The 20,437-nt window shown below is 67.3% G+C and carries 16 protein-coding genes; 12 read left to right on the top strand and 4 right to left on the bottom strand.

Annotated elements, in window-relative coordinates; all coding sequences use genetic code 11:
* Nucleotides 1–163 precede the first annotated feature (163 nt).
* The 7 genes from E1742_RS23965 (at nt 164) to E1742_RS23935 (ending at nt 8,941) form a co-directional block, all read left to right on the top strand.
* A complete protein-coding gene (locus tag E1742_RS23965; RefSeq protein WP_134387571.1) occupies nt 164–1,978 on the top strand; it encodes a methyl-accepting chemotaxis protein in 1,815 nt (604 codons plus the stop codon).
* A 23-nt stretch (nt 1,979–2,001) separates the two neighbouring features.
* On the top strand, nt 2,002–2,457 hold the full coding sequence (locus E1742_RS23960; protein WP_134387570.1) for a chemotaxis protein CheW: 456 nt from the start codon (nt 2,002–2,004) through the stop codon (nt 2,455–2,457).
* Nucleotides 2,454–3,740, top strand: coding sequence for a CheR family methyltransferase (locus E1742_RS23955; RefSeq protein WP_229466281.1), 1,287 nt, complete (start codon nt 2,454–2,456; stop codon nt 3,738–3,740). The genes E1742_RS23960 and E1742_RS23955 overlap by 4 nt, the downstream gene beginning before the upstream one ends.
* Nucleotides 3,737–4,441: a chemotaxis protein CheW gene (locus E1742_RS23950; protein WP_134387569.1), complete on the top strand. Its 705-nt coding sequence runs from the start codon at nt 3,737–3,739 to the stop codon at nt 4,439–4,441. Before E1742_RS23955 ends, E1742_RS23950 begins: the two co-directional genes overlap by 4 nt.
* Nucleotides 4,438–6,756, top strand: coding sequence for a hybrid sensor histidine kinase/response regulator (locus tag E1742_RS23945; protein WP_134387568.1), 2,319 nt, complete (start codon nt 4,438–4,440; stop codon nt 6,754–6,756). The genes E1742_RS23950 and E1742_RS23945 overlap by 4 nt, the downstream gene beginning before the upstream one ends.
* A gap of 34 nt (nt 6,757–6,790) precedes the next feature.
* Nucleotides 6,791–7,813, top strand: a complete 1,023-nt coding sequence (gene cheB, locus E1742_RS23940; protein WP_134387567.1) for a chemotaxis-specific protein-glutamate methyltransferase CheB — start codon at nt 6,791–6,793, stop codon at nt 7,811–7,813.
* Nucleotides 7,814–7,879: 66 nt separating this feature from the next.
* Nucleotides 7,880–8,941, top strand: a complete 1,062-nt coding sequence (locus E1742_RS23935) for a diguanylate cyclase (protein WP_134387566.1) — start codon at nt 7,880–7,882, stop codon at nt 8,939–8,941.
* Here the strand turns inward: E1742_RS23935 and murB are convergent.
* Nucleotides 8,902–9,930 carry a UDP-N-acetylmuramate dehydrogenase gene (gene murB, locus E1742_RS23930; RefSeq protein ID WP_134387565.1) on the bottom strand — a complete coding sequence of 343 codons (1,029 nt, stop codon included), beginning with the start codon at nt 9,928–9,930 and terminating at the stop codon, nt 8,902–8,904. The genes E1742_RS23935 and murB overlap by 40 nt on opposite strands.
* A gap of 144 nt (nt 9,931–10,074) precedes the next feature.
* Between murB and E1742_RS23925 the strand changes: the two genes are divergently transcribed.
* The 3 genes from E1742_RS23925 to E1742_RS23915 all read left to right on the top strand — a co-directional run bounded on the left by E1742_RS23925 (nt 10,075) and on the right by E1742_RS23915 (nt 12,559).
* Nucleotides 10,075–10,560, top strand: a complete 486-nt coding sequence (locus E1742_RS23925; RefSeq protein ID WP_134387564.1) for a YajQ family cyclic di-GMP-binding protein — start codon at nt 10,075–10,077, stop codon at nt 10,558–10,560.
* A gap of 129 nt (nt 10,561–10,689) precedes the next feature.
* Nucleotides 10,690–11,961 (top strand): nitronate monooxygenase, encoded by a 1,272-nt coding sequence (locus E1742_RS23920; RefSeq protein ID WP_134387563.1) that lies wholly within the window; start codon nt 10,690–10,692, stop codon nt 11,959–11,961.
* Nucleotides 11,962–12,139: 178 nt separating this feature from the next.
* Nucleotides 12,140–12,559, top strand: coding sequence for a hypothetical protein (locus E1742_RS23915; RefSeq protein WP_134387562.1), 420 nt, complete (start codon nt 12,140–12,142; stop codon nt 12,557–12,559).
* 85 nt (nt 12,560–12,644) lie between these two features.
* On the opposite strand, the gene E1742_RS23910 is transcribed toward E1742_RS23915, so the two are convergent.
* Complete coding sequence (locus tag E1742_RS23910; protein WP_134387561.1) at nt 12,645–14,150, bottom strand: DUF3482 domain-containing protein; 1,506 nt, start codon at nt 14,148–14,150, stop codon at nt 12,645–12,647.
* Complete coding sequence (locus E1742_RS23905; RefSeq protein ID WP_134387560.1) at nt 14,147–15,577, bottom strand: DUF2868 domain-containing protein; 1,431 nt, start codon at nt 15,575–15,577, stop codon at nt 14,147–14,149. Before E1742_RS23905 ends, E1742_RS23910 begins: the two co-directional genes overlap by 4 nt.
* Nucleotides 15,578–16,549: 972 nt before the next feature.
* Here E1742_RS23905 and E1742_RS23900 point away from each other — a divergent pair.
* Together E1742_RS23900 and E1742_RS23895 are read left to right on the top strand one after the other, a co-directional pair.
* The gene (locus E1742_RS23900) at nt 16,550–18,508 is read left to right on the top strand and encodes a sigma-54-dependent Fis family transcriptional regulator (protein WP_134387559.1); all 1,959 of its coding nucleotides are present in this window, start codon (nt 16,550–16,552) and stop codon (nt 18,506–18,508) included.
* A 1-nt stretch (nt 18,509) separates the two neighbouring features.
* Complete coding sequence (locus E1742_RS23895) at nt 18,510–19,442, top strand: beta-propeller fold lactonase family protein (RefSeq protein WP_134387558.1); 933 nt, start codon at nt 18,510–18,512, stop codon at nt 19,440–19,442.
* Here E1742_RS23895 and E1742_RS23890 read toward each other — a convergent pair.
* Nucleotides 19,439–20,437, bottom strand: a complete 999-nt coding sequence (locus tag E1742_RS23890) for an ATP-grasp domain-containing protein (RefSeq protein WP_134387557.1) — start codon at nt 20,435–20,437, stop codon at nt 19,439–19,441. The genes E1742_RS23895 and E1742_RS23890 overlap by 4 nt on opposite strands.

Below are 20,437 nucleotides of genomic sequence, written 5' to 3'. Positions count from 1 at the left end.
GCCGCTCCCAGCGCAAGGCTGCCGCTCGGCAGCCTTTTTTTATCGGGAATTGTAAAATTTGCAATCCCCTGCCCGCGGGCGCAGGCGCGTCCCAGGCGTCGTCGACACCGCAAAAAATGTTACATTGCAACCGACACAAACTCGTCCTGATGCGGAAGACAAAATGATCAAAGACCTGAGCATCAAAAACAAGCTGTACGCGGGTTTCGCCGCCATCCTGGCGATCATCCTGCTGCTGCTGATCCTGGCCTACAACAATTTTGCGCGCCTGTCCGAGGCGAACAACTGGGACCGCCACACAATGCAGGCACTGCATGCAATCGACCGCGTCGGCCTGGACCTGATGGGACTGCAATCGGAGACGCGCGGGTACTACCTGACCGGCGACCCGGCGCGCCTGGCAAGAGTACGCGACCAGCTCGGGGCACTGCCGGCGAGCATCAGCGCGCTGAAGAAAATGGTCGCCGACAATCCGACCCAGGCTGAGCGTATCCAGAAGCTCGACGGCATAGTCCAGCACTGGATCCGCACGACGCTGGAGCCGCAGGTCACACGGCGCCAGGAACTGGGCAAGACGCCGGGCGCCGCCGATGCGATCGGCCAGATGCCGCAACTGGCCCAGGGCAGCCCGCTCATCGTGGCCCTGAACAAGGTGCTCGACGAAGCGCGTGCCGACGAGAACGCGCTGCTGGCGCGGCGCTCCGAGGCAGCAGCCACCCAGCAGCGCAACATGACCACGCTGCTGGCAGCCGGTGGCGCCGTCTGCATCGCACTGTCGATGATCATCGTCTTCGTCCTGACGCGCGCTATCATGACGCCGCTGACGAACCTGACGACCGTCGTCGGCCGCATCGCCGCCGGCGACCAGAGTGCCCGCGCGGACATCGTCTCGCGCGACGAACTGGGCGACGTCTCCGAGCAATTCAACCGCATGGCGCAGGCCGTGCAGGACAACCAGGAACGCGAGCGCGCCAGCACGAACGAACTGCGCGCCAAGGTGGACGCGCTGCTGGAGGTGGTGTCGAAGGCCGCATCCGGCGACCTGACGGGCAAGGTGACGATCACCGGCAACGACGCGATCGGCCAGCTGGGCCAGGGCCTGGCGCGCATGTTCGACAACCTGCGCCTGCTGCTCAACAACGTGCAGAAGGCCGGCATCCAGGTGACGACGTCGGCCACCGAGATCGCCGCATCGGCCAAGGAGCAGGAAGCGACGGGCGTCGAGCAGGCGCAGACCAGCGTCGAGGTGCTCAGCACAACCAAGGAGATCGCCTCCAACACCAGCCAGCTGCTGAAAACGATGGAAAGCGCCACCGAGGTGGCGGATTACACGACGTCCGCCACGGCCGAAGCGCAGAACAACCTGCGCCGCATGGACCAGACGATGCAGAACATGGTCTCCGCCACGGATTCCATCAACGCCAAGCTGGCCGCGCTGTCGGAAAAGGCGTCGAATATCAACAGCGTGCTGACGACGATCACGAAGGTGGCGGACCAGACCAACATCCTGTCGCTGAACGCGGCCATCGAGGCGGAAAAGGCCGGCGAGGCGGGCCGGGGCTTCTCCGTCGTCGCCACCGAGATCCGCCGGCTGGCCGACCAGACTTCCGTTTCCACGTGGGACATCGAGCAGATGCTCAAGGAGATGCAGTCGGCCGTTTCGGCCAGCGTGATGGGCATGGACAAATTCTCCGAGGAGATCCGCCGCAGTGTCGGCGAAGTGCGCGGCGTGACGGACCAGCTCTCGAGCGTCATGGACCAGGTGCAAAAGCTGGCGCCGCAGTTCGACCTGGTGCTGCAGGGGATGCAGTCGCAGGCCGTGGGGGCCCAGCAGATCACGGAAACCATGATGCAGCTGAACGACGCCACCCAGCAGACGGTCGAATCGCTGAAAGCCACCAGCGAGGCCGTGCACCAGCTGCAGTACGCAGCGAGCGACCTGCAGACCTCCGTCGCCACGTTCGCGGTGAACGTCTAGACGGCCGCGCCTGGAAGCCCGTCATGAAGCTGCTCGTGTTCCACATCGGCGCCGACCGCTATGGCCTGCCGCTGGCGACGATCCGGCAGGTACTGCCCCTGATGGCGTTGACCGGCGTGCCGCTGGCGCCGGACGCCGTGGCGGGCCTGATGAACCTGCACGGCGCCAGCGTGCCCGTTATCGACCTGGCCCGCAGCAGCGGCGCGCCGGCGGCAGCGCGCCAGGTGGACACGCGCATCCTGCTGGTCGATTATCCGGGTCCGGACGGCGCCGTGCATGCCCTGGGCCTGCTGGCCGAGCGCGTCATCGGCGTGCAGGACGTGAGCGAGGCGTCGCTCCATGCCAGCGGCGTACGCGCCGCGCCATTCCTCGGTCCGATGGCGCGCGACGCCCAGGGCTTCGTCCAGCTGGTACAGCCGGAACACCTGCTGCCGGCCGACCTGCGCGCGGCGCTTTTCCCTCCCGATGGTGCGACGTGAACGCGCTGGCGATCCTGCGCCAGGCTACGGGCCTGAACCTGTCGCGCACCACGGTCGATCGCGCCGTGCGCCAGCGCATGGCGGCCACCGGCATGAACCGCGACGCCTACGTGGAGCACCTGACCCCGGCCGAACTGTCCGCGCTGACCGAACTGGTGGTCGTACCGGAATCCTGGCTGTTCCGCGATGCGCAGGCCTTCGCCGTCGCAGTGGAATTCGCCCGCGTGCGCCTGGCAGGTGGCGCGCGCCTCGTGCGGATGCTGTCGATTCCCTGCGCCGCCGGCGAGGAGCCGTATTCGCTGGCGATGGCGCTGTGCGACGCCGGCGTGCCTCCGAGTGCGTTCGCCATCGATGCCGTCGACCTGTCATGGGCCTGCATTGCCCGCGCCGAGTCGGGCGTATTCGGACGCAACGCCTTTCGCGGCAAGGACCTGTCGTTTCGCGACCGTCACTTCACGCCGGCTGGCGGCGACCTGTACGCGATCGACCCCGGCCTGCGCCGGCGCGTGCGCTTCCGCCAGGGTAATCTCTTGAGCAGCGACATCGCACCGCAGCGCAGCTACGACGTGATCTTCTGCCGCAACCTGCTGATTTACTTCGACGATGAAACGACTGCGGCCGCCATCGCCCGGCTGGCCGCGCTGCTGACGGACGACGGCGTGCTGCTGGCGGGATACGCCGAGGTCCCATCGTTCACGCGCAATGGCTTTACGCCCCTGCCCTATCGTCAGGCCTTCGCGCTGCGCAAGACTGCGGCGCGGACCGATGCCGGGACACCGCCGTGGGCCAACCTGCCGCTGCCCCGGTCCGAAGGCGCGGCTTCGCCTCCACCCGTACGCCGGGCCGCGCCACCGCCGGCGCACGCGCCCGCGCCTGCGCCGCCGCGTCCCGTTCGCGCCCGGCCGGTGCCTGCCGCCCTTGCAACCTCGGCTGAAGCGCCGATGACGGCCCTGGCGCCAGCCGCCGACCTGCCACTGGCACGCCAGCTGGCCGACCAGGGCCGCCTCGCCGAAGCACTGGCCGCATGCCGTGCCGTGCTGGCGCAGCAGCCGGACAATGCGGACGCCTGGTTTCTGCTCGGGCTGTTGTGCGAAAGCGACCAGCCTGACGAAGCGCAGCAGCACCTGCGCCGCTGCATCTACCTGCGCCCCGACCATTATGACGCGCTGTGCCACCTCGCCCTGCTGGCTGGCCAGCGCGGCGACGCCGCCGGCGCGGCCGCGCTGAAGGCCCGGGCGGGCCGCGTGTGGCGGCGCCAGAACACCAGCAAGGCCAACCCATGACCCCTATCGACAATTCCGGCGCAACCCCGCTTTCGCCTGCCGGCGAACACGGCGCCGGCTGCTGGAGCCGCATCGGCGTCGCCGGCGACCGCAGCTGCGACCTGCTGCCGCAGCATGCCCATTGCCGCAACTGCGGCGAGTATGCCGGGGCGGCCCGGCAGCACCTGGCGCGTGCCGTGGACGATGTGTACCTGCACGGCTGGGCCGAGCACTTCCGCGCGCCGCAGGTGGAAAAGGAAAGGCTCGACGCGTCGGCCGTCGTGTTCCGCATCGGCCGCGAATGGCTGGCGCTGCCGACGGCCATGTTCGTGCGCATCGCGCCGCACACCGTCCCGCACAAGGTGCCACACCGGAACGCGCGCGGCCTGCGCGGCATCGTCAACATCGGCGGTCGCCTGTACCCATGCGTGGCGCTGCAGGAAGTGCTGGGCATCGCCGAGGACGGCGGCACGAGCCGCGAAGATCGACACACATTCGCACGCCTGCTGCTGGTGCAGTGGGAAGAGCAGGCGTACGCGCTGCCGGTGGCGGACCTGCATGGCATCGTGCGCTATGCGTCCGGCCGCGTGCAGGCGCCGGCCGCCACGATCAACAAAGGGCTGCTGCGCTTCCTGACCGGCGTGCTGCCGGAAGGCGACCTGCGCATCGGCTGCCTGGACGTGGGGCTGGTCGGTCATCAACTGGCAAGGACGTTGCGATGAGCGAGCCGGAAGACCTGAGCGGTTTTTCCATGCTGGAGCTGTTCCGCATGGAAGCGGAGAGCCAGACGCAGGCGCTGACGGACGGATTGCTGGCACTGGAACGCGGCAACGAAGCCAACAACCGCGGCAGTGCCATCGAGCCGATGATGCGCGCGGCCCATTCCATCAAGGGCGCTGCCGCCATCGTGGGACTGGACGTGATCGTGCAGCTGGCGCACGGCATGGAGGACGCTTTTATCGCAGCCCAGCACGGCAAGCTGCGTCTCACGCCCAACCGGGTCGACGTGCTGCTGGCCGGCGTCGACCTGATCGTGCAGTGCTCCCACCTGAAAGAAAGCGACGTGCCGGCCTGGCTGGCCGCCAGCCAGGGCGCGATCACCGGCACGATGAACGCGATCGCCGGTATCGCGTTTCTGCCCGAACCGCTGGAACCGGCGCCGGCACCGGCAATGTCGTCAATGCCGCCAGCGGCGCCCGGACCAGAAGCGGCCCTGCCGGAAGCGGCCCTGCCTGAAGCGCCCTTCCCTGAAGCGGCCTTGCGGGACGTGCCGCCACCGGATGCGGCAATGGCGCCAGCGCGGCCGGCCCATGCCAAGGCCGCGCCGCTGGGCGACCGGCTGCTGTCGCTGGCCAGCGAAAGCCGCATCGGCGCGCACCAGATGCGGCCATTGATCGATACGATGCAACGCTTCAAGCGCAGCCAGTCGGAACTGCTGACGGCCCTGGACGACCTGCGCGACGCCATCGCCCAGAACGGCGACGCGGCCCTGCAGGAGAAGGCGGCGCTGGTGCTGCAGCGCAGCCAGCCGCTGAAACAGACCACGCTGGCGCAGATCGCCGACATGGAGAACTACGAGCGGCGCCTGCTGAACGTCTCGCAGCAACTGGTGGACGAAGTGCTGGCGATCCGCATGCGCCCGTTCCGCGATGGCGTGCAGCACTTCCCGCGCATGGTGCGCGACCTGGCCCGTGCCCTGGGCAAGGATGTGCGGCTGGAGATCCGCGGCGAAGACACGCTGGTCGATCGGGATATCCTCGCGCGCATCGAAAATCCGCTGAATCACATGCTGCGCAACGCCGTCGATCACGGGCTGGAAATGCCGTACGAGCGCGCCGCGGCCGGCAAGGACGTCTGCGGCACCATCGTGATGGAAGCCCGCCACCGCGGCGGCATGCTCAATATCGACATCGTCGACGATGGCCGCGGCGTCGATCCGGAGCGCATCCGCGCGGCCGTTGTGGCACGCCGCATGGCGACGGGGGCGATGGCCGACGCGATGTCGATCCCGGAACTGATGGAATTCCTGTTCCTGCCCGCGTTCAGCCTGAAGGAAGACATCACGGAGATCTCCGGGCGCGGCGTGGGACTGGATATCGTGCAGGACACGATCCGCCAGCAGAACGGCACGGTGCGCATCGAGTCGCGGCCCGGGCTGGGCTTCCACACCTTCATCACGCTGCCGCTGACGCAATCGATCGTGCGCGCGCTCGTGGTGGACGTGCGCGGCGAGGCGTACGCCATCCCCATCGTCAAGGTGGAGCGGGTAGCGCAGGTGCCGCAGTCGGCCATCCATACGCTGGAAAACAAGCAGTTCTTCGACCTCGATGGCGAGCATCTGGGCCTGGTATCGTCGGCGCAGGTGCTGGAGCTGGGCGACATGGAGCACCACGAACTGCTGCCGGTGATCGTGATCGGCAGCGGCGCGCGCCGCTATGGCCTGGTGGTCGACGTCATCCGCGGCGAACAAAGCCTGGCCGTGCAGAGCATCGAACCGGTCTTCGGCAAGCTGCGCGACATCTCCGCCGCGGCGCTGCTGAACGACGGCAAGCCCGTACTGCTGCTGGACGTGCCGGACCTGCTGCTGTCCATCGAGAAGCTGCTGGCCGAAGGCGGCCTGCATCAACTCGCGCGCGCCGATCCGGCCACGCAGCGTAGAATGAAACGCATCCTCGTCGTCGACGACTCGCTGACGGTGCGCGAAATGGAGCGCAAGCTGCTGGCCGGGCGCGGCTTCGAAGTGGACATCGCCGTGGACGGCATGGACGGCTGGAACGTCGTGCGCTCGGGGGACTATGACCTCGTCATCACGGACGTGGACATGCCGCGCATGGACGGCATCGAACTGGTTAATCTGATCAAGAAGGACATCCACTTGCACAAGCTGCCGGTCATGATCGTGTCGTACAAGGACCGCCCTGAAGACCGGGCGCGCGGCCTTGCCGCGGGCGCCGATTACTACCTGACCAAGGGCAGTTTCCATGACGAGACGCTGCTCGACGCCGTACGCGACCTGATCGGAGACCCACACCGATGACCGGGTACGCCACGCCGGTCGCGAAGGGGGGGCGATGAGGATCGGCATCGCCAACGACGTGCCGATGGCGGCCGAGGCGCTGCGCCGCGTCATCGCGGCCACGCCTCACCACCAGGTGCTGTGGATTGCCCGCACGGGCCTGGAAGCGGTGCGCATGTGTGCCGAAAACCGGCCGGATCTCGTGCTGATGGACCTGAACATGCCGGAACTGGACGGCGTGGAAGCAACCCGGCGCATCATGGACGAGTCGCCATGCGCCATCCTGATCGTCACCGGCCGGCCGCAGGACAGCGTGAACCAGGTGTTCCGCGCGCTGGGCGCGGGTGCGCTGGACGTGACGGCCACGCCGATGCTGGCCGGCCAGGCGGAGGGCGGCGGCCAGCTGCTGGCCAAGCTGCGCACGATGGAAAAGCTGATCCGCCACAGTGGCGGCAGCCAGGCCATGCTGCCGCGCGCCACCGCGGCCGCGCCCGAGCACAAAGGTCCGGGCGTGCAATCGCTTGTCGCCATCGGCGCCTCCACCGGCGGTCCGGTCGCCGTGGCCACGATCCTGGCTGGCTGGCGTGCCCCGCCGGACTGCGCCGTCGTCGTCGTGCAGCACATCGACGAGAATTTCGCCGACCACTTCGTCAAATGGCTGGCCGACCAGCTGGTGATGCCGGTGCGCGCCATCGAGCATGGCGACAAGCTGCTGGGTGGCACAGTGATGGTTGCAAAGAGCAACGACCATCTGAAGCTGGATGAAAAATTGCAGTTGGGGTACGATGCGGTGCCGAGGGAGTATGCCTACCGCCCCTCGGTGGATGTATTCTTCCGCTGCGTCGCCCAGCACTGGCGGCAGGACGCCATCGGCATCCTGCTGACGGGCATGGGCCGCGACGGCGGCGAAGGACTGCTGGCATTGCGACAGGCGGGCAAGACGACGGTGGCGCAGGACCAGGCCACCAGCGCTGTGTACGGCATGCCGCGCGCGGCCGCCGAACTCGACGCGGCGCAGCTGACGCTGCCATTACCGAAGATCGGCCCGTTCCTGCGCAGTGCGCTGGGAGGCCGATGAGCAATACCGATCAACGGACCGCCCCGGCCCTGCCATGCAGCCGAGCGGTCAGACTAGAGAGCGCCGATGTCGCAGGAAATCTCCGCCGCTGCGGACCTGGAACTGCCCCTGACCACCTTCAAGGTGCGCGTATTGCTGGTGGACGACCAGTTACTGGTTGTCGAAGCGGTACGGCGCATGCTGGCCGACGAACCCGACATCGAATTTCATTTCGTTACCGCCCCCAGCCAGGCACTCGACTGCGCGTTGCGGCTGCATCCGACCGTCATCCTGCAGGATCTGGTGATGCCCAACGTCGACGGCTTCGACCTGATCCGCACCTACCGCGGCATGGACAAGCTGCGGCACGTGCCCATCATCGTGCTGTCGGCCAAGGAGGAACCGAAGCTCAAGGCCCTGGGCTTTGCCGTTGGCGCGAACGACTACCTCGTCAAGCTGCCCGACCGGCTGGAACTGCTGGCGCGCGTGCGCTACCATTCGGGTGCGTACATCAGCCGGCTGCAGCGCGATGAGGCATTCCGCTTCCTGCGCGAGAGCCAGAAAAACCTGGCGGACGCGAATATCGAGCTGCATAAGCTGGCCGCACTGGACAGCCTGACGGGCATCGCCAACCGGCGCCTGTTCGACGAGACCATCCAGCGCGAATGGCAGCGCGGCCAGCGCCAGCGCCGCCCGCTGTCGCTGCTGATGTGCGATGTCGACTGCTTCAAGATGTACAACGATACCTTCGGCCATATGGCGGGCGACCTGTGCCTGAAGAAGGCAGCGGCAGTGCTGACATCGTGCCTGAAGCGCACCACCGACCTGGCCGCCCGCTACGGCGGCGAGGAGTTCGCCATCGTGCTGCCGGACACGGACGCGGCCGGCGCCCGCAAGGTGGCGGAGGACTGCCTGCGCCAGCTCGAGGACCTGCGCATCGAGAACCCGCAGTCGACGCACAAGGTCGTTACGATGTCGATCGGCATCGCCACGTTCGTGCCGGCGCCCGACATGGCCGAGGGCGACATGCTCGCCAGCGCCGACCGCGCGCTGTATGCCGCCAAAAGTGGCGGGCGCAACCGGGCCGTCAGCGCGGACGACTCAGCCGGTCAGACGAACACGGGCTCGGGCTCCAGCCGTACGCCATAGCGCGCCTCGACGTCGTCCTGGATGGCGCGCGCCAGCCGCTGCACGTCCGCTCCTGTCGCGCCGCCGTTGTTGACCAACACCAGCGCCTGCCTTGGGTAGACGCCGGCCGCACCCAGGCTCCTCCCTTTCCAGCCGCACTGGTCGATCAGCCAACCCGCCGCCAGCTTTTCCGAGCCATCCGGCTGGCGGTGATGTACCAGCGTGGGAAAACGTTCCAGCAGGCTGGCGCACTGCCCGGCGCTGACGACCGGATTCTTGAAGAAGCTGCCCGCGTTGCCGATCACCTCCGGATCGGGCAGCTTGCGCCGGCGCACGGCGATGACGGTATCGGCGATCTGGCGTGCCGTCGGCGCGTCGAACCCCTGCTCCGCCACGGCGTTGGCGAGCTCGGCGTAGCGCAGATTGGGCTGCCAGACGCGCGGCAGTGCGAACGTCACGCTGGTGATGATCAGGTGCCGTCCCGCTTCCTGCTTGAAGATGCTGTCGCGATAACCGAAGCGGCACGCCGCGCGGTCCATCGTCATCGTCGTGCCCGTACCGGGATCGAAGGCCGTCAGGCTGTGGAACACGTCTTTCGTCTCCAGGCCGTAGGCACCGATGTTCTGGATAGGAGCAGCGCCCACCGTGCCGGGAATCAGCGCCAGGTTTTCCAGGCCGCCCAGGCCCTGCGCCAAGGTCCACTGGACGAAGGCGTGCCAGTTCTCGCCTGCCGCCGCGCGCACGTGCACGTGGGTCGTGTCGCCCGGCAGTACCTCCTTGCCCGTGCTGGCAATGTGCAGCACGAGGCCGGGAAAGTCGCCCGTCAGCAGCACATTGCTGCCGCCGCCCAGCACCAGACGAGGGCGGCGGGCCAACTCCGGGTCAGCCAAAGCAGCTTGCAGCTCGGCATCCGACGCCACGCGCAGATACAGCCGGGCGCGGGCGTCGATGCCGAAGGTGTTGAAGGGACGTAAGGAAATGTCGTGCTGAAGGGCTGGATCGGAGTGCATGGCTGGAAGAGAAATTTGCTCGATTATAGAGGGTAAGCGACAAAAACGACCGAGCGTTTGGCCCGTTGTCCGTTAAAATGTCGCATCTTTGCGCGGGCGACGGTTGCCCGGGCAATCACGGAAAAAGCAGAGAGGAAAAAGAATATGCCATCGTTTGACGTAGTTTCCGAAGCAGACATGATCGAAGTGCGCAACGCCGTCGACCAGTCCAACAAGGAAATCACCACCCGTTTCGACTTCAAGGGCAGCGATGCACGCGTGGAACAGAAGGAGCACGAACTGACGGCGTTTGCCGATTCCGAGTTCCAGCTGAGCCAGGTAAAAGACGTGCTGACGAACAAGCTGGCCAAGCGCAAGGTCGACGTGCGCTTCCTGGACGAAGGCAAGATCGAGAAGATCGGCGGCGACAAGGTCAAGCAGGTCATCAAGGTCAAGAACGGCCTGGAAACGGAAACGGCCAAGAAGATCACCAAGATGATCAAGGAAAGCAAGATGAAGGTGCAGGCCAGCATCCAGGGCGAGTCCGTCCGGGTGACGGGCGCCAAGCGCGACGACCTGCAGGCCGCGATGGCGCTGCTGCGCAAGGACGTGACGGACACGCCGCTGGAGTTCAACAACTTCCGCGATTGATGTTTTTCGGTGTCGGTGTAACGTTGGTGAAGCTTTGATCCGCTAAGGTTGCGCCAAGGTTCTTTTGCGTCAGAGTGAGATGGCTTGATTCGGTCGCCCTTTCGGGGCACGGGTAGTCTAAGGATAGCAATGAAACGAGTTGATGATTTCCGCCTGCGGTTCGGCGACAAGGAATACGTGCCGATCATGATCGGCGGCATGGGCGTGGACATTTCCACGTCCGAATTGGCGCTGGAAGCGGCGCGGCTGGGCGGCATCGGCCATATCTCGGACGCGATGGTGGAAGACGTGTCCGACCGCCGCTTCGACACCACCTTCGTCAAGGACAAGACGAAGCTTTACAAGTTCAACATCAACAATATGGACAAGGCCGTGGTGCAGTTCGACCTGGGCCGCCTGGCCGAGGCGCAACGCCTGCACATCGGCCGCACGATGGAAGCGAAAAAGGGCCCCGGCCTGATCTTCGTGAACTGCATGGAAAAGCTGACGATGAACGGCCCGCGCGAAACCTTGCGCGTGCGCCTGAACGCGGCGCTGGATGCGGGCATCGACGGCATCACGCTGTCGGCCGGCCTGCACTTCAATTCGTTCGGCCTGATGGCGGACCATCCGCGCTTTCGCGAGGCCAAGCTGGGCATCATCGTCTCGTCCGTGCGGGCGCTGCAGATCTTCCTGCGCAAGAACCAGAAGCTGGACCGGCTGCCGGACTACGTCATCGTCGAGGGTCCGCTGGCCGGCGGCCACCTGGGCTTCGGCATGGACGACTGGCAGAACTACGACCTGCACACGATCACGGGCGAAGTGCTGGCCTACCTGAAAGGGGAAAACCTGGACATTCCCGTCATCGCGGCGGGCGGCGTGTTTACCGGCAGCGATGCCGTGTCGTTCCTGGAGATGGGCGCGGCCGGCGTGCAGGTGGCCACCCGCTTCACGATCACCAAGGAATGCGGCCTGCCGGACAAGGTCAAGCAGGAATACGTCAAGGCAACGGAAGACGACATCGTCGTCAACGGCATCTCGCCGACGGGCTACCCGATGCGCATGCTGAAGAGCACTCCCGCCATCGGCACCAATACGCGCCCGGGGTGCGAGTCGTACGGCTATCTGCTGGACGCCACCGGCAACTGCGCCTACATCAATTCGTACAACCGCGAAGTGACCGCCAACGGCGGCAGCGACAAGGGCGTCAAGGTGATGGACAAGACGTGCCTGTGCACGCACATGCGCAACTTCAACTGCTGGACGTGCGGCCACTACACGTACCGCCTGAAGGACACGACGCACAAGCTGGCCAACGGCGACTACCAGATCCTGACGGCCGAACATGTCTTCCGCGACTATCAGTTCAGTACGGACAACCGCATCGCGCTGCCGGCGAAGGAAGAAGCCGAGGCTGCTTGAGGAAATCAAGACCGGACGCATGGGGCCGGAACGCTGCCGGGGCCAGCCACCTTTCAGAGGTGCCTGGCCCCGGCGTTTTTTCCAGCCCGTTTCTTGCCAGCACATCGCGTGCGCTGTCGTTTTGACAATTTATGTACACTGAGAAAACTTCATCTCGACAACAATAAGGAGAATCTCAATGCGTACCAACATGTTCAAACTGGGCGCCATCGCCGCACTCGCCATCCTCGCCGGCTGCCAGACGGCGCCCCAGCAGGGTTCGTCGCAACAGAATGAAGCGCCGCCGCCGGCCAACCCGGCATTCACGGGCGAGATGGCAAAGTTTAACGCCCAGTTCCCGAACGACAAGGCAACGAAGTACGAAGACGTGTCGATCAAGTTCAACAACGACAAAAAACTCGACGAGCGCGGCAACTGCCACGACAAGTCGAAATACCCCGTCACCATCGTGCTGACGCTGGACGCGGACGGCAAGGTCACCGACTCCGTCACCGACGTCTCCAACGCCAAGGCCGAATGCTTCCGCAAAGCCTACGCCGGCGTCCAGTTCCCGAAACCGCCAATGGCGCCGTACCGCAAGCCAATTCAGCTGCGCTAAACACCGCTGCCCCCTGACAAACATCGGGGTCAGGCACAACTGTTGTCACGACCCCGGCCGTTACCACACGCAGGGGTGCAACTGCTCAGTCCGTGACAGTTTTCGTGCCTGACCCCGGTGTTGTCACGGGCTCGGCCGTTGGCAGGGTGGCGCTCGGGTAGAGGCGGCCCAGCACGTGCGATGTGATCTTCGTCAGCAGGCGGCTTGCGATGCCGAGGTCTGCTTCGTCCGGTTCGCGCAGTTCCGGCCACAGCTGCCTGACTTCGTCCTCGTGCAGTGCCACGGCCTGCTCCACTTCCTGCTGCCAGAACGGCGGTGCCTCGCTTTCGACGAAGTTGCCGCGCCCGCGGCCGAAGTGGGCCACGGCCAGGTAGCGCAGCACGCTCGACACGAGCATCGTGCGCAGGAATTCGTCCGACAGGCTGATGGCCGGGTGCTGGCGGTCCGTGCCCGCGTTGAAGCCCCAGGCGGCGCCGGCAAACGTCAGGGCGCCGATGACGCCGCCCAGCAGTGCGCCCGTGCCCAGTGTCAGGCCGCCGGCGGCCAGGTCGGCCGACAGGCCCGTCGCGGCACCGGACACGATCGCCCCCAGCAGCGCCGCCTGCGCCTTCTCGACAGGCGCCCTGACCGTGAAATGGTTGCTGACGCGCGCATTGATCTTCGGCGCCTCGCTGGCGTCCAGCCCGTGCAGCGCCAGCAGGCTGACGGTGGTCTGGCTGATCGACAGGTTCAGCCGTGCCACCAGCGTGTTCATCGCCCGTTCCTGGCGCTTGCGCTCGTCGCCCTTGCCGACGCCGACCAGCTTCAATGCCGCCGCCAGGGCGCCCTTGTCCACCGTCTCGACCAATTGGCGGTCGCGGGTTGCGTCCAGCAGCTGTTGCGCAGTGACCGTCATCGCCTGATGGAAGCGCTTCCGGTTGTTGGCGTCCCACTGGGCGCGCAAGCGGGCGTAGGCGTCTTGCCGGTCGGCCGGCAGCAACGGCGCGATGCTGTCGTAGAAAACGGCCTCGTGCACCCAGCAGCGGGCAAAGGCATCCATCGGCAGCACGTCGCGCACATTGGGGAACTGGCGCAGATGCGCGCGCCAGCGTTGCTGCTCGGCCTGCTCCTCGTGGGCCGGCCGCGGCGGTCCCATCTGGTTGAGCAGCACGAGGACGGGCTTGTCCAGCCACGCCAGGATCTTCATCTCGGACGGCAGATACCCCGCATCCTCGGGCCGCTCCGCCGAATTGACGAGGTACAGCACGACATCGGCCGCATCGCGCGCTGCCCGCAGCGCCTGCTGGCTGAGCCAGAACGGCCGGTCGCGGTAGCGGTCGAACACCTCGCGCAGGAACCAGCCGATGGGATTGCCCGCCATCGACAAGCGCTTCATCAGCCGCACCGAGTCGCCGAAGCCAGGGGTATCCCACAGCAGCAGACGGTCGCCCTGCGGCGTGTCCAGCAGCGGATGCGATTCGGCCAGCGCCGTGACATGCGCGGCGTCGCGCACTTCGCCCACGTCGGCGCCCAGCAAGGTGCGCGCCAGGGTCGTCTTGCCGTTGTTGGTATGGGAAATCAGGGCCAGCTCGATGGTCGCCGTATCCTTCATACGCCCTCCTGTGCCGGTGCCGGTGCGAGCAGGTCGACGACGGTGGGCTCGACACCATGGAAGATGCAGAACTCGCGCCACAGCTCCACCCGCTCGCGCACGCGCTGCGGTTCCGTGGTGCGCGCCCGGAATGCCGAGTCGTCGATCAGCACGGCGATGGGGGCCTTGGCAGCGCGTACGGCGGACGCGAGGAAGGCGCCATGGTTTTCCTTCTCCGGCGTGGCAGCCAGGCTGAACAGGACCGCGGTCAACGTGGCGTCCGGTTTGTCATCGGCCAGTGCCACGGCATCCTCGCCATAACCGACCGATGGCGCCAGCCGCACGCGCGCCCGTTCGCCCAGCAGGCTGACGGCGACGGCTTCCAGCCCCTTGCTGCGGGCCTCGTCCAGGGTGAAGCTGTACGGCAGTACGCGCAGCAGTCCCGGCTCGCCACCGGCGGCATCCGTCAGCTGGCGGAAATACGGTTGTGCCAGGTCGAGCGGGAAACGCCGCGCCAGCCAGCCAGCCTGCATCGCCGCCAGCAGCGCCAGTCCCAGGCGGGGCAGCACGACGATCAGCAGCAGCGTCGCGGCATACAGATGCACCCAGCGGGCGCCGGCCGCAGCAGTCGTGGACCCCTGCCCCGCCGCGAAGTGCAGTGCCTGGACCTCGGCGAGAGTAAATCCCTGCAGGGGGAACACGGCCTGCGCGGGCCAGAACAGGATCGCCAGCAGCTGGTGCACCTGCGTGGCATCGAGGAACGTGCTTTCCCAACCCGCGCCGTACTGCGACATCACGCCGCGCGCGTACAGCGACGCCAGCGCGCCCGCGGCAAACAGCGCTGCCGACAGGTGGATGGTGCGCGCCAGCCGCGCCGCGTTCAGCCGCGCGCTCAATTGCGACCACTCGGCCATGAACGCGTACAGCGCGGCCGACAGCGCATGCGGCATCTTGCGCGGCAAGGCGGCCGGGCCAACGGACAGGCGCCGCACCCAGGCGGCCCGCAGCCGCGTCATGCCCGCCTTCGGGAGGCACAGCCAGATCAGCATGACGAGATAGACCAGCAGGTTCCAGGCCACGATCGCAAGCAATGGGGCCGACAGCAGGTCGACGCGGTGCGGATCGGTAATGCGGTCCAGGCCCGCGCCCAGCGCCAGTGCCAGCAATGGCAACAGCCACGCGACACCGTGCAGTCCGGTGCGGCGCCGGGCGAACGCGGCAAACGCCGTGTGGCGCTGGCACAGCTTCTTGATGACCTGTTCGGCACGCTGCTGCAGGAAGTGTTCGGAAGTGGCCGCCGACTTCGTTTCCGAAGCCTGCCACTGCGCCAGCTCGCGCGCCGTGCGGTTCGCGTAGCGCCGGTCGTCGTCGGTAAGGATTTCGCGTTTCTGGTCTGTGGTTTCGATGGCTTTCACCAGTACCACGTCCCTGGCCAGCTGTTCGTTCATGCCGCTCCCTTCTTGTCGAAGTGGCATTGTACAGCGGGGGCTGGACGGCTGGCGGCCAACAGGCAAATGCCGGAGGTGCCGTGCGGTATGCGAGGACCGGCACCCCGCCGGGCCCGGAGGCCCCGCGGGTGCCTGCACCAGGTATCGGATCAGCCTACAGCGGATCAGTCGCCGCCGCGATTACGGGCGGAGTCGTAGCGCGCCTGCTTGCCTTCGATGCTGTCGTCGTAGCGCGGCTGCTTGCTGCCCGGATCGGAACGGGCCCGGTCGGTCTGCTGGACGTTGACCGCCCCGCCCGCCTGACGCGAGAACTGCGGTCCGGCCGGAGACTCCGCCGAACCGGCCCGTCGCTTCTGCTCCAGGCCCCCGTAGCCGGACTGCTGCGCCCCCCCTTGCGCTCTTGCTCGGCCCGGACCGCGTTGCGTTCGCCCTGCTGGCGGGCGCTGAAGCCGGACTTCTGCGCTCCGGCGCCCCCACGCGCACTGCCGCCGTCGTCGCCGCCCGAGCCCGCCTGCAGATTGCCGCGGTCGCGCAACGTACCGCCCCCTTCCTCGGCCGTAGCCGACTGTACATTGGCGCTGCCGGCCTGCTGCGCGCCGGGCGCCTTCGACTGCATGCTGGCGCCCGCGACGGTGGGTTCCGTGCTGTTGCCCGAGCGCTTGGCCTCCCTGCCTTTTTGTTGCGTATCCATGGTGTCTTCCTCCGTTTTTTATGGCCTGCAGCAGCGGCCGCTGCCGACCATGTTGCGCGTCCCGAGGGCGCCGGCGTATCGGCGCCGAGGCCGCGGCCCCGTAGGAGCAGGCCCACGTTGTAGCGGCGGCCGGACAGCGGCCGCCGCACCAAAAAAACGCTACCCGGCCGCACCATGGCGCGCCGAAAGGTGTATTCTCATACCCATACAACAGTCCAGAAAGCGGCGGTGCCCGCAGGCTTCGACGAAGCGGTGCGCCAGTTGCGGACAGAGGAGACAGCATGTCGAATTGCGCCGTGGAGCACGTCCGCCGCGTCCGTTCGGTCGTCCTTGACCGGGCCGGCGCCGGCCACCCCGCCACGGGCAGCCGGATTACGCGCTCGTGGATCCGCTGCCTCAACGAATACCAGCTCGATCCGGGCGCCTGCGTCGAACCGCAAGTGGTTGCTCCCGTCGAGCTGCGCGAGCGACAGGAACGGCTGGCCGAGGTGCAGGAAGTGGCCAAGGTCGAAATGGCGAACCTGTACCAGCAGCTGGCCGGGTCCGGCTATGCCATCATGCTGACGGACCGCGAAGGCGTGCTGCTCAATTACTTCGGCGACCCCGCCTTCACCCATGCAGCGTCCCGAAGCGGCCTGATGCAAGGCGCCATCTGGAGCGAGCGCGTGCAGGGCACCAACGGCATGGGCACCTGCCTGGTGGAACGCCGGCCCATCTCCGTGCACCAGGACGAGCACTTCCTGTCCCGCAATATCGGCCTCAGCTGCGCGGCCGCCCCCATCTTCGACCATGAGGGCGAGCTGGTCGGCGTGCTGGACGCCTCCGGCGAATCGCGGCTGGCCCAGCAGCACACGCTGGCCCTCGTCAGCATGTCCGTGCAGATGATCGAGAACCGCGTCTTCCTGCACCGCTTCAGGCACGACTTCATCCTGCGCTTCCACAACCGTCCGGAGTTCGTCGGCACCCTGAACGAAGGGGCCATTGCACTGACGGCGGCCGGCACGGTGCTGGCCGCCACCCGCGGCGCCCTGCTTCAGCTCGGCTATACGACGCCGGCCGAGATCGTCGGGCGCGATATTTCCCAGCTGTTCAACATCACCTTCCCCGGCCTGGTGGACAGCACTGTCCGGCGGGCCTACCACCCGGTGCCCATTTTCGAGGTGCGCAGCAGTGCGCGCTTCTTTGCCGTCGTCTTCCAGCCCGTCGCCGCGGCGGCGCCAAGGCGGCCGGTGCGCTGCGCGGAAAGCGTGCTGCCGGATGCGCCGGACGCGCTCGCCGCGCTGCACTTCGGCGACCCGGCAATGGCAGCCAATGTCACGACCGCCCGCCGCGTCATGGAACGCAATGTGTCGTTCGTGCTGCTGGGTGAGACGGGCACGGGCAAGGAAATGTTCGCGCGCGCTGTTCACGCCGGCGGCAGCCGCGCGGCCCGGCCGTTTGTGGCCATCAATTGCGCGTCGATTCCCGAGACGCTGATTGAAAGCGAACTGTTCGGCTACCGCTCCGGCGCCTTCACGGGCGCCAGCAAGGACGGGCAACGGGGCAAGCTGCTGCAGGCCAATGGCGGCACCCTGTTCCTCGACGAGATCGGCGACATGCCCGTGTCGCTGCAGGCCCGGCTGCTGCGGGTACTGGAGGAGCGCGAGGTGGTGCCGCTGGGCGGCGAGACGCCCGTCCGGCTGGACATCCGGCTCATCAGCGCCACCCACTGCGACCTGCTGCAGAAAATCGAGGCCGGCCAGTTCCGCGAGGACCTGTATTACCGCCTGCAGGGTGTCACCCTGACAATGCCGCCGCTGCGCGAACGCGCCGACCGCCGCGCGCTGATCCGCCACCTCGCCGCCCAGGAAAGTGACGAAGGCGCCCCCGTCGTGCTGGACGAGCCCTTGCTGGCAGCGCTTGAACACCAGCGCTGGCCCGGCAACGTACGCGAGCTGCGCCATTTGCTGCGCACGATGGTGGCGCTGCGCGAAGCGGACCGCCTGACACTGCGCGACCTGCCGCCGCAATACCGCGCCGGCCGCACGGTTACCGGCCCGCTCACCGACGCGGCGGAAGGACCGGGCACGCCGCTCAACCCGCTGGAAAGCGCGGAGCGCGACGCGCTGCTGCGCGAACTGCAGCGGCTGCAGTGGAATATGAGCGGTGTCGCGCGCCAGCTCAATATCAGCCGCAACACGCTGTACCGCAAGCTGCAACGCCTCAATATCGACCATCCCGACAAATCGACCGTCCACTGACATGATCCATCCGGCGAAACTGTTCCTGCTGGCCGCACTGCCCTGCTGCGCGCTGGCCGCCCCGCTTGCCTATGTGCCGAACGAAGGCTCCGGCACGATTTCCGTCATCGACACGGCCACCGACAAGGTGGTGGCCGACCTGCCCGGCGGCACCAAGCCGCGCGGGCTGGCGGTCGGCAAGCGCTGGCTGTACGTCAGCGACCAGCCCAACAACCGGCTGCAGCTGGTCGACCTGGACGCGCGCAAGCCGGGCGCCGTCGTCGCGCTGGGCGATTCGCCGGAAGGGGTGTCGATGTCGCCGGACGGGCGCTGGGTCGTCGCGGCCATCGAGGGTCACAACGAGATCGCCGTCACGGATACGGCCAGCAACACGCTGGCGTTCGCCATTCCCGTGCGCGGGAAGAATCCCGAGCATGCCGTGTTCAGCCCGGATGGGCGCCTGCTGTTCGTCAGCGCGGAAGAAGGCGACGCGGTCGACATCATCGATTTCGCCAGCCGCAAACAGCTGGCCCAGGTCAGCGTGGGCGCCCGGCCGCGCGGCATCGGTTTCCTGCCGGACAGCAGCCGCGCCTACGTCGCCGCCGAGAACGCCAACGAGGTGTTCGTCATCGATACCCGCAAATTCGCCATCGTGGCCCGCATCCGCGCGGGGCTGCGCGCCAACGGCGTGGCCGTGCATCCGGACGGCAGCCAGGTCTACGTGTCCAACGGGGGCGACGCCAGCGTGTCGGTCATCGACACGGCCAGCAACGAGGTCGTCGCCACCATCCCCGTCGGCCAGCGGCCGTGGAACATGGCGCTGACGCCGGACGGCCGCAAACTCTACGTCGCCAACGGCCGTTCGCACAGCGTTTCCGTCATCGACACGGCCAGCCGCAAGCGGCTGCTCGACATCCCTGTCGGCAAGCTGCCGTGGGGCGTGGCGATCCGCTAAGCTTCCAGCCCGAAGTTGCCGATATCGGCGCTGGCGACGTCGACGCTCACGACCCGCCGTTGTCCCGGCGCCGCCGGCATCGCGGCAGGCCCGCGCAGCAGATCGATGACGAGCCCGGCCGGATTGCAGCCGATCGACGCGTGCAGGCCGGCATAGGCGACCGTCAGGCGCGGATTGACGTCCAGCACCACCGGCCCGCCGTCGGCCAGGATGAAGTCCACCCCGACGTACCCCCACAGCGTGGGCAGCGCCGCCGCCACGGCCTGGCCCAGCCGCGCCAGCTCGCCGTCATGGTCATCGAGCCCGTTGACGGTACTTCCCAGGAAATGAAAATGGTTGTCGCGCATCGCCACGCGTTCCAGGTTGCACGCCAGCACACGCGCCGTGCCGTCGCAGCACACCAGCGACAGGCTGCCCAGGCGGCCCGGCACGAAAGGCTGCAGCACGCAGCCCTGCGCGCCGCTGGCCCGTATCCACGCCAGGGCCGCGGCACGGTCGCCGAACAGGCGCGTGTCGAGGCAGCCGGCGCCGTCGTCCGGCTTGACGACCCAGGCACCAATCAGGTCCGGCAACGCGCCGTGGGGCCGGAACGTGGGCACGACGGGCACGCCGCCATCGGCCAGCGCACGCGCGACCTTCAGCTTGCTGGCCGCCACCCGCACGGCACCGGGGGCGCTGCCCAGCAGGATGCGCTTGCCGTCCAGGATCTCGCGCGACAGGCCTTCCAGCAGGCGGGCAGATTCCGTCGCCAGTGGCCATACGGCGTCGGCCGCCTGCACGCCGGCGGCAAAGCGCTGGCGGAAGGGCATCCGGGCCGAAGCGCTGGCACCGTCATCGGCCATCGTGGACAGCGTGACCTGCGGCAGCGCGGCCAGATCGGCCAGCAGCGCATCGAGCAGTACGGCGTGCTGGCACGCCAGCGCATGCGGCAACGGACGGGGAAGCGGGCCGCCGGCCGTGGCGTAATCGAATGCAAATACCTTCAACGACGCCAT

It is taken from the genome of Pseudoduganella plicata (genome assembly GCF_004421005.1).
In the GTDB taxonomy this organism is placed as follows: Bacteria; Pseudomonadota; Gammaproteobacteria; order Burkholderiales; family Burkholderiaceae_D; genus Rugamonas; species Rugamonas plicata.
This window is presented reverse-complemented; position numbering and strand designations above follow the sequence as displayed.